6 protein-coding genes are annotated in these 7,785 nt (G+C 70.4%); all 6 read right to left on the reverse strand.

Annotated elements, in window-relative coordinates; genetic code table 11:
• Positions 1-53 precede the first annotated feature (53 nt).
• The gene (locus ITJ69_RS20000; RefSeq protein WP_194673820.1) at positions 54-2,141 is read right to left on the reverse strand and encodes a PTS fructose transporter subunit IIABC; all 2,088 of its coding nucleotides are present in this window, start codon (positions 2,139-2,141) and stop codon (positions 54-56) included.
• 78 nt (positions 2,142-2,219) lie between these two features.
• Positions 2,220-3,215, reverse strand: a complete 996-nt coding sequence (locus ITJ69_RS20005; RefSeq protein WP_159573546.1) for a 1-phosphofructokinase family hexose kinase — start codon at positions 3,213-3,215, stop codon at positions 2,220-2,222.
• Positions 3,212-4,000, reverse strand: a complete 789-nt coding sequence (locus ITJ69_RS20010) for a DeoR/GlpR family DNA-binding transcription regulator (RefSeq protein WP_159573545.1) — start codon at positions 3,998-4,000, stop codon at positions 3,212-3,214. The genes ITJ69_RS20005 and ITJ69_RS20010 overlap by 4 nt, the downstream gene beginning before the upstream one ends.
• Before the next feature lie 292 nt (positions 4,001-4,292).
• A complete protein-coding gene (locus tag ITJ69_RS20015; protein ID WP_235036084.1) occupies positions 4,293-5,150 on the reverse strand; it encodes a carbohydrate ABC transporter permease in 858 nt (285 codons plus the stop codon).
• Entirely contained in the window at positions 5,147-6,199 is a 1,053-nt protein-coding gene (locus ITJ69_RS20020; protein WP_194673821.1) for a carbohydrate ABC transporter permease, read from the reverse strand. Before ITJ69_RS20020 ends, ITJ69_RS20015 begins: the two co-directional genes overlap by 4 nt.
• Positions 6,200-6,202: 3 nt before the next feature.
• On the reverse strand, positions 6,203-7,528 hold the full coding sequence (locus ITJ69_RS20025; protein ID WP_131921340.1) for a sugar ABC transporter substrate-binding protein: 1,326 nt from the start codon (positions 7,526-7,528) through the stop codon (positions 6,203-6,205).
• Between the last annotated feature and the right edge of the window lie 257 nt (positions 7,529-7,785).

A 7,785-nucleotide genomic window follows, 5' to 3' on the forward strand; every position in this document is an offset into this window, starting at 1 on the left:
AGGCCCGGTGCCAGCTGGCACCGGGCCTCCCGTCCGTCCTGTGGTGACGTCGACTACACGGCGACGGGCGCGCGCTGCCCCACCGTCTCCCCGGCCACGGCGGCCTCGTCACCAGCGGCGGCATCCGCGGCCGGAGCCCGACGCACCCACTTCTTCAGCCCGACGAGCACCAGCGCGGACACCACGGTGCCGGCCAGGATCGCGAGCACCCAGACCACGAACGAGTCGATCGCGAAGAACACGAACACCCCGCCGTGCGGCGCCCGCGAGGTCACACCGGCCGCCATCGAGATCGCACCCGTGACCGCAGCACCGACCATCGACGCCGGGATGACGCGCAGCGGGTCGGCGGCAGCGAACGGGATCGCACCCTCGGAGATGAACGACGCCCCGAGCAGCCAGGCGGCCTTGCCGTTCTCGCGCTCGGGCTTCGTGAAGCCCTTGCGGTACAGGACGGTGGAGGCGAGCGCGAGGGCGAGCGGGGGCACCATGCCGGCGCCCATGACCGCGGCCATGATCTCGAACGGCACGACGTTCGTGGCGGTGCCGGCGCCGAGGCCCGCGACGGCGAACGCGTACGCCACCTTGTTCACCGGGCCGCCGAGGTCGAACGCCATCATCAGGCCGAGGATGATGCCGAGCAGGATCACCGAGGTGCCGTTGAGCGAGTTGAGCCAGTTCGTGAGCTGCGTCATCAGCCAGGCGATCGGGCCGCCGAGCACGAGCAACATGAGGCCGGAGGCGATGATCGAGGCGAGCAGCGGGATGATCACGACCGGCATCAGGCCGCGCAGCCAGCGCCAGGTCGGGATGCGACCGATCCAGTACGCGGCGGCACCGGCGAGCAGACCACCGACGAGACCGCCGAGGAAGCCGGCGTTCATGAAGACGGCGACGGAACCGGCGACGAAGCCAGGCGCGATGCCGGGTCGGTCGGCCATGGCGTACGCGATGTACCCGGCGAGCGCTGCGACGAGGAAGCCGAGCGAGATCCCACCGATCTGGAAGGCGGCGGCGCCGAGGTAGTAGCCGAGGCCCTGGGGCGGCAGGTTCAGCAGCGTGTAGTTCGTCAGCGTGAACACTGCGTTGTTCTGGCCGGAGTCGCCGTGCTGCAGCGCGATGCCGTAGCCAGCGAGCAGGAAGCCGAGCGCGATGAGCAGTCCGCCGCCCGCGACGAACGGGATCATGTAGCTGACGCCGGTGAGCAGCCAGCGCTTGAGCGCCTGGCCGAAGTGCTCGTTCTTGGCGGTGGACGCACCGTCGACGGCTGCGCCGCCCTGCACGCGTGCGGCGTTCGGGTCGTCCGAGGCACGGATGGCCTCGGCGATCATCTTGTCGGGCTCGTCGACGCCGCGCTTGACGGGTCCGGAGACGAGCGGCTTGCCGGCGAAGCGACCGCGGTCGCGGACATCCACGTCGACCGCGAACACGACGGCGTCGGCACGGGCGATGAGGGCGGGGTCAAGGGGCTCGACCTGCGAGGACCCCTGGGTCTCGATGTGCATCTCGGCACCGGCGCGCTGCGCCGCGGCGACGAGGGCGTCGGCCGCCATGTAGGTGTGCGCGATGCCGGTCGGGCAGGCGGTGACGCCGACGAAGACCTTGCGGCCCGGCGCGGGTGCGGCGGTCGGACTGGAGGCGCTGCTCGCCTTCCCGACGCCGGCTTCGGACACCTCGCCGCTCACCTCGCGGTCGACGAGCTGGACGATCTCGTCGGGGGTGGCTGCGGCGCGCAGGGCGGCGGTGAAGTCGTCGCGGATGAGCGCACGGGCCAGGGTCGAGAGGACCGTCAGGTGGTCCTTGTCGGCCCCTTCGGGCACGGCGATCATGAACACGATGTCGGCGTCGCCGTCCGGGGCGCCGAACGACACCTTCCGGGCGAGACGCGCGAACGCCAGGGTCGGCTCGGACACCGATGCCGAACGGGCGTGCGGGATCGCGATGCCGCCGGGAACCCCGGTGCCGACGCTGGCCTCGCGCTTGATGGCGTCCTCGGCCAGGACCCGGCCGTCGGCGGCGCGGCCGGTCGCGGCGACGCGGTCGGCGAGGACGCGGATGACGTCGGCCGAGGTGGCACCGAGGTCCTCGTCGAGGCCGACGAGCTGGGCGCTGATGAGGCGCGGACTCGAGTCTGCGGACATGTGCTTGCTCCTTCGCAATGGCGCTGATCGCGCGGGTCGTGCAGGTGTTCGGGGAGTGGGGGTGTTCGAGCTGGGGGGTCAGGCGGGCTCGGGTGCCGGGTGCGTCGTGAGCACCCGGACCGAGATCGCCGTCGGGTCGGTGTGGTCGAGGGCGGGCACGTCGCTGCCGGGCAGGGCTGCGGCGGCGGCTCCGGTCGCGACGGCCTGGGCGAGGCGCTGCTCGGGCGACGCTCCGGCCACCTCGGCGAGCAGGTAGCCCGCGAGCGAGGAGTCCCCCGCGCCGACCGTCGAGCGGGCGACGATCCGCGGTGCTGCGGCGGCGAAGGCGCCCTCGTCCGACACCAGTACGGCTCCGGCGCTGCCGAGGGTCAGCAGGACCGAGCCGACGTTCCGGTCGCGCAACCGCTCGGCAGCGGCCACGGCGGCGTCGAGGTCCTGCTCGTAGGTGTCGGGGTCGCCGCCGACGACCTCGGCGAGCTCCTCGGCGTTCGGCTTGACCAGGTCGATCCGCTCGCCGGACTGCAGCAGGGCGGTGAACGGGACGCCGGACGAGTCGACCGCGATCCGGACGTCCTCACCGTGGCGCGCACGGACGGCGCGGACGAGCACGGCGAGCGCGTCGTCGGGGAGTCCGGGCGGGAGCGACCCGGCGAAGACCACCCAGCGGGCGGCGGGTCCGGTGGCGGTCGCCGCGGCCGTGTCGGCGACCAGGTCGGCCAGGTCGTCCAGCCGGCCGGCGAGCGAGGGACCGGGCTCGTTGAGCTTCGTGGTGGTGCCGGTCGGCTCGGTCACGGTGACGTTCGAGCGGAGCGGCACACCGATCGGCAGGGCGGCGGTGGGGATGCCGCGCGTGGCGAGCCCGAGCAGCACGGGGTCGAGCTCGTCGCCTGGCAACACGGCGATGGTGTCCCCACCGCTGGCGACGACGACCCGGGACACGTTGACGCCCTTGCCGCCGGGCTCCGCGGTGGAGCGGATGGCGCGCTGGACGGCGCCGCGCTGCAGTTCACCGGAGAGCTCGATGGTGCGGTCGAGGCTCGGGTTCGGCGTGACGGTGACGATGCGGCGGCTCATGCGACGACGACCTCGACGTCGGCGTCGGTCAGGGCGCCGGCGAGGTCGGCTGGCGGCGCCTGGTCGGTGACCACGGTGTCGATCTCGTCGAGCCGGGCGAAGCGCATCAGGGCCTCGACCCCGTGCTTCGCGGCGTCGGTGAGCACGACGGCTCGGCGGGCGGCGAGGACGAAGGCGCCCTTGACCGCGGCCTCGTACTCGTCCGGGGTGCTCAGACCGAAGCCGGCGGACAGGCCGTTCGTGCCGACGAAGGCGATGTCGGGCCGCAGGGCGCTGATCTGCTCGACGGTGGCGGTCCCGACGGCGGCGCTCGTGACCCCGCGCACCCGGCCACCGAGCAGGTGCAGCTCGACGTGCTCGCTGTGCTGCAGGGTCGCGGCGATCGGGACGGAGTTCGTGATGACGGTGAGGGTCGCGCCGGCGGTGGCGGGCTCCCAGCGTGCGAGTTCGGCGGCGACGGCGGCGCAGGTGGTGCCGGCGTCGATCGCGATCGAGCCGGTGAAGGTCGAGGGCACCAGGCGCATCGCGGCTCGGGCGATCTCGGACTTCGCGGAACCGTGCTGCCCCTCTCGCTCGGCGACGGAGAGTTCGACGACGCTCGAGCGGCCGATGGGCACCGCTCCCCCGTGCACGCGGCGCAGGACCCCGGCGGACTCGAGGGTGTCGAGGTCACGGCGCACGGTCTCGGTGGTGACGTCGAAGTGCTCGGCCAGATCGGCGACGGAGACCCGGCCGGCGTCCTGCAGCGCTGCTGCGATCGCGTCGTGCCGCTCGGTTGCGTACATGCCCGAACTCCTTCGTTCCCGTGGGTTTCAGGAACCATAAGCCACAAACCCACACAAACACAACCACCCCGCGCCGCGTCCCTCTCCCCGCTCCCTCCCGCCCCCTCCCCCGAGGTTCCGAAATCTCGGCATCTCGCGGCGCCCACAGCCCGTCCGTGGAACCTCGGTGTCCAGCACGCGGCATGTCGTGGAACCTCGACGGACGGCACACGCACGAACACCCCACACGCACGAACGCCCCACACGCACGAACACCCCGCCGCGTGTGCGACGGGGTGTTCGGTCGAGCACGTCAGCCCTTGACGGCTCCCGCGGTCATGCCGCTGACCAGCCGACGCTGCACGATGAGGAAGAAGACGACCACGGGGATCGAGAACAGCACGCTCGCCGCCATCAGCCCACCGAAGTCCGTGCCCTTGTTCGTCGAGAAGCCCGCGAGCCAGACCGGCAGCGTGTACATCCCCTGGTCCTTGAGCATCACGTACGCGATCAGGTAGTCGTTCCACGCCGCGATGAACGCGAAGACGCTCGTGGCGATGACTCCCGGCATCACGAGGGGGAACAGCACGCTCCAGAGAATCCGGAAGGTGCCGGCTCCGTCGACCTTCGCGGCCTCCTCGATCTCGACGGGCACCGCGACGAAGAACCCGCGCATCACCCAGATCGAGAACGGCAGCACGCTCGCGACGTACGCCAGGATCAGCCCGACGTAGCTGTTGAGCAGACCGAGGGTCTGGAACGACAGGAACAGCGGGATGAGCAGCGCGCCCGACGGGATCATCTGCACGAACAGGATGCCGACCAGGATCGCCCGCCGCCCACGGAACCGGAACCGCGACAGCGCCGCCGATGCCAGGAACCCGACCACGATCGACAGCAGCACGGCGGCCACCACGACGATGGTCGAGTTCCGCAGGTAGACCAGGAAGCCCTCTTGGGTGAGCGCGCGCGTGAAGTTGTCGAGCGTGGGGTGCAGCGGTGCCCAGATCGGGGTCATGGTGGTGACCTCGTCCGCCGGCTTGAAGGCGGTGTTCACCATCCAGTAGATCGGGAACACCCACACCACGCAGAACACCACCGCGATGGTGTTCGCCACCACGCGCGGCTTCCGCTTCCGCGCCCGCACCGGCGCAGCATTCGAGACGGTCACAGGTCCTCCTCCCCGCTGCGGACGAGCCGGCGGATGTAGTAGCTGGTGAGCGCGCCGAGGATCACGGTCGAGATGACGGCGATCGCGGCACCCTGGCCGTACGCGTTGGAGACGAACGACTTCACGAACGTCCAGATGCCCAGCGTCAGGGTGGCCTCTTCCGGACCGCCCCTCGTGAGCAACCAGATCTGGTTGAAGACGTTGAAGTCCCAGATCACCGACAGGATCGACACGAGCAGCAGCGTCGGGGCGAGTGCCGGCAGCGTGATCGCGCGGTACATCGTCCACGTCGAGGCACCGTCGAGCGCCCCGGCCTCGTAGTACTCCGGCGCGATCTGCGACTGTGCGGCGTACAGCGTCAGGGCGACGAACGGCACGGCCTGCCAGATCACGAGCGTGAGCACGATCGTGTACGCCTGCCCGGGGTGCGACGCCCAGTTGTCCTGCGTGTGGTCGCCGAACACCCGCAGCTGCGTGATGAGCCAGTTGAGCACCCCGTAGAAGGGCTGGAACAGCCACTGCCACACCAGGCTCGATGCGACGTTCGGCATCGCCCAGGCCAGCACGAGCACGACGCTGACCACGGTGCGCATCGCGACGCCCAACCGGGTGAGCAGCTGCGCGACGCCCATCCCGATGACGATCGTGCCGAGCACCATCGCCCCGGTGACCAGGACGGTGCGCAGGATGACCGGCCAGAACGACGCGTCGGTCAGGACGTTCGTGTAGTTCGAGACCCCGGCGAACCCGGCTTCCCCGGTGAAGATCGCCCGGAGCCCGTAGTCCTGGAACGAGATGACGACGAGCCGGACGAGCGGGTAGACGACGAGCGCGAGCAGCAGGATCGCCGCGGGCGCCAGCAGGACGAGCGGTGCGCGCGACGCCACCGCCGACCGACGACGCGCCCCGCGGCCGGGACGAACCGGCCGCCCGAACCCGGCACCGCCGCTGCCCCCGGTGCCCCCGGCGCCCGCGCCCCTGGTCCCCCCGCCGCCGGCGACCGGCTCGGACTGCTCCGAACCGGTCGCCTGCTCTGCAGTGGAGGTCATCGACTACTGCTGCGCGTTCAGCGCGGTCGTGAGGTGCTTCGAGAAGCCCTCGGCGGCCTGCTCCGGCGACTTCCGCCCGGTGGCGATGTCCGCGAACATCGACTGGAACGACGCGTCGCCCTCGATGGTCGCCCAGCCCGGTGTCGCCGGGGTCGGACGGCTCGTGCCCGCTGCCGCGAAGTACGGCTTGTGCAGGGTGTCGACGTCGTCGGCCACGGCGTCGAGCAGCTCGGTCGAGTTCGGCTCCCAGCCGTCCACGCCGAACACCTGGTCCTGCTGGAACTCCTTCGAGGTCAGGATCTTCAGGTAGTACAGCGCGAGGTCCTGGTTGGCGGCCTTCGCCGGGATCCCGAGGTCGGAGCCACCGAGGAACACCGGCTGCGTCTTGCCGTCCGTCTGCGAGGGCATCGGGAACGTGCCGATCTGGTCGGCGAGCGCGGGCTTCGCGGTGGTGATCGAACCGATCTCCCACGCCGAGCCGAGGAACGCCGAGGTGTTGCCCTGCGCGAAGACGTCGCTCTGCGAGGGCTTGTCGGTGTTGATGTCCTGCGTCGACTTCGCGGAGTAGTCGTTCTGGAACGTCTTCCACGCCGTCAGACCCTTGACCGCATCGGCCGAGTCGAGCTTCCCGGTCCACTTGCCGTCCTTGTCGGAGGCGATCTCGCCGCCGGCGTCCCAGACCCACTGCAGCCCGCCGTACCAGTACTGGCCGGGCATGTAGAAGGCGGAGAAGTCGCTCGCCGTGTTGGCGGCCTTGACCTTGTCCAGGTCGGCGGTGAGTTCGTCGTAGGTGGTCGGCACGTCGGTGACGCCGGCGTCCTTCCAGACCTTCTTGTTGTAGACGACGGCACGGTTGCCGGCGAACAGCGGAGCACCGTAGAGCTTGTCGTCCACCGTGGCCGGCCCCTCGAGCCCGGTGAGCCAGGTCTGGCCGTCCTTGAGTTCGTCGCGGTACGGCGTGAGGTCCATGAGACCTCCGGCCGCTGCGTAGACCGGCACCTGGGTGTTGCCGAGGTCGACCACGTCCGGGGCGTCGTCCTGGGCGAGCGCCGTGGTGAGCTTCGTGGTGATCCCGTCCCACTGCTGGGTCTGGATCTTCACCTTCGCCCCGGTGTCCTTCGTGAACTGCTTCTGGGCTGCGTCGAGGACCTTGTCGCTCAGGTCGCCGTTCATCATCCAGACGGTGATGGTCTTGCCCTTGCCATCGGGTGTGCCGATGGCCTTCGTGCCACCGTCGGAAGCTCCGTTGCTTCCGGCGGAGCACCCGGTGAGGGCGAGCGCGGCCGCCAGGCCGAGCGCACCGAGTGCGGCGAAACGCGTGCGTGTCACGTTGACTCCCTTGGTCCGGCCTTTATGAAAGGTCGTTGCGTATTCGCAATAGAAGACCTTCCGAGAGCCCTTGTCAACCGTTGGATCGGTCCCTGTGAGCGGGTTCGATCCGCGTGTTTCCGGGGGATCACGGATGGCGAACAGATCGTCGCCAACGCTTGACGCGACTGGTCATGACCAGGCATGATCTGCGCCAGGCGTCGACGGGGTGGACGGAACGACCGGGAGGCCCGGTGCCGGTCCCGCAGACCGGCACC

It is taken from the genome of Curtobacterium sp. VKM Ac-2887 (genome assembly GCF_015350935.1).
Classification (GTDB): Bacteria; Actinomycetota; Actinomycetes; order Actinomycetales; family Microbacteriaceae; genus Curtobacterium.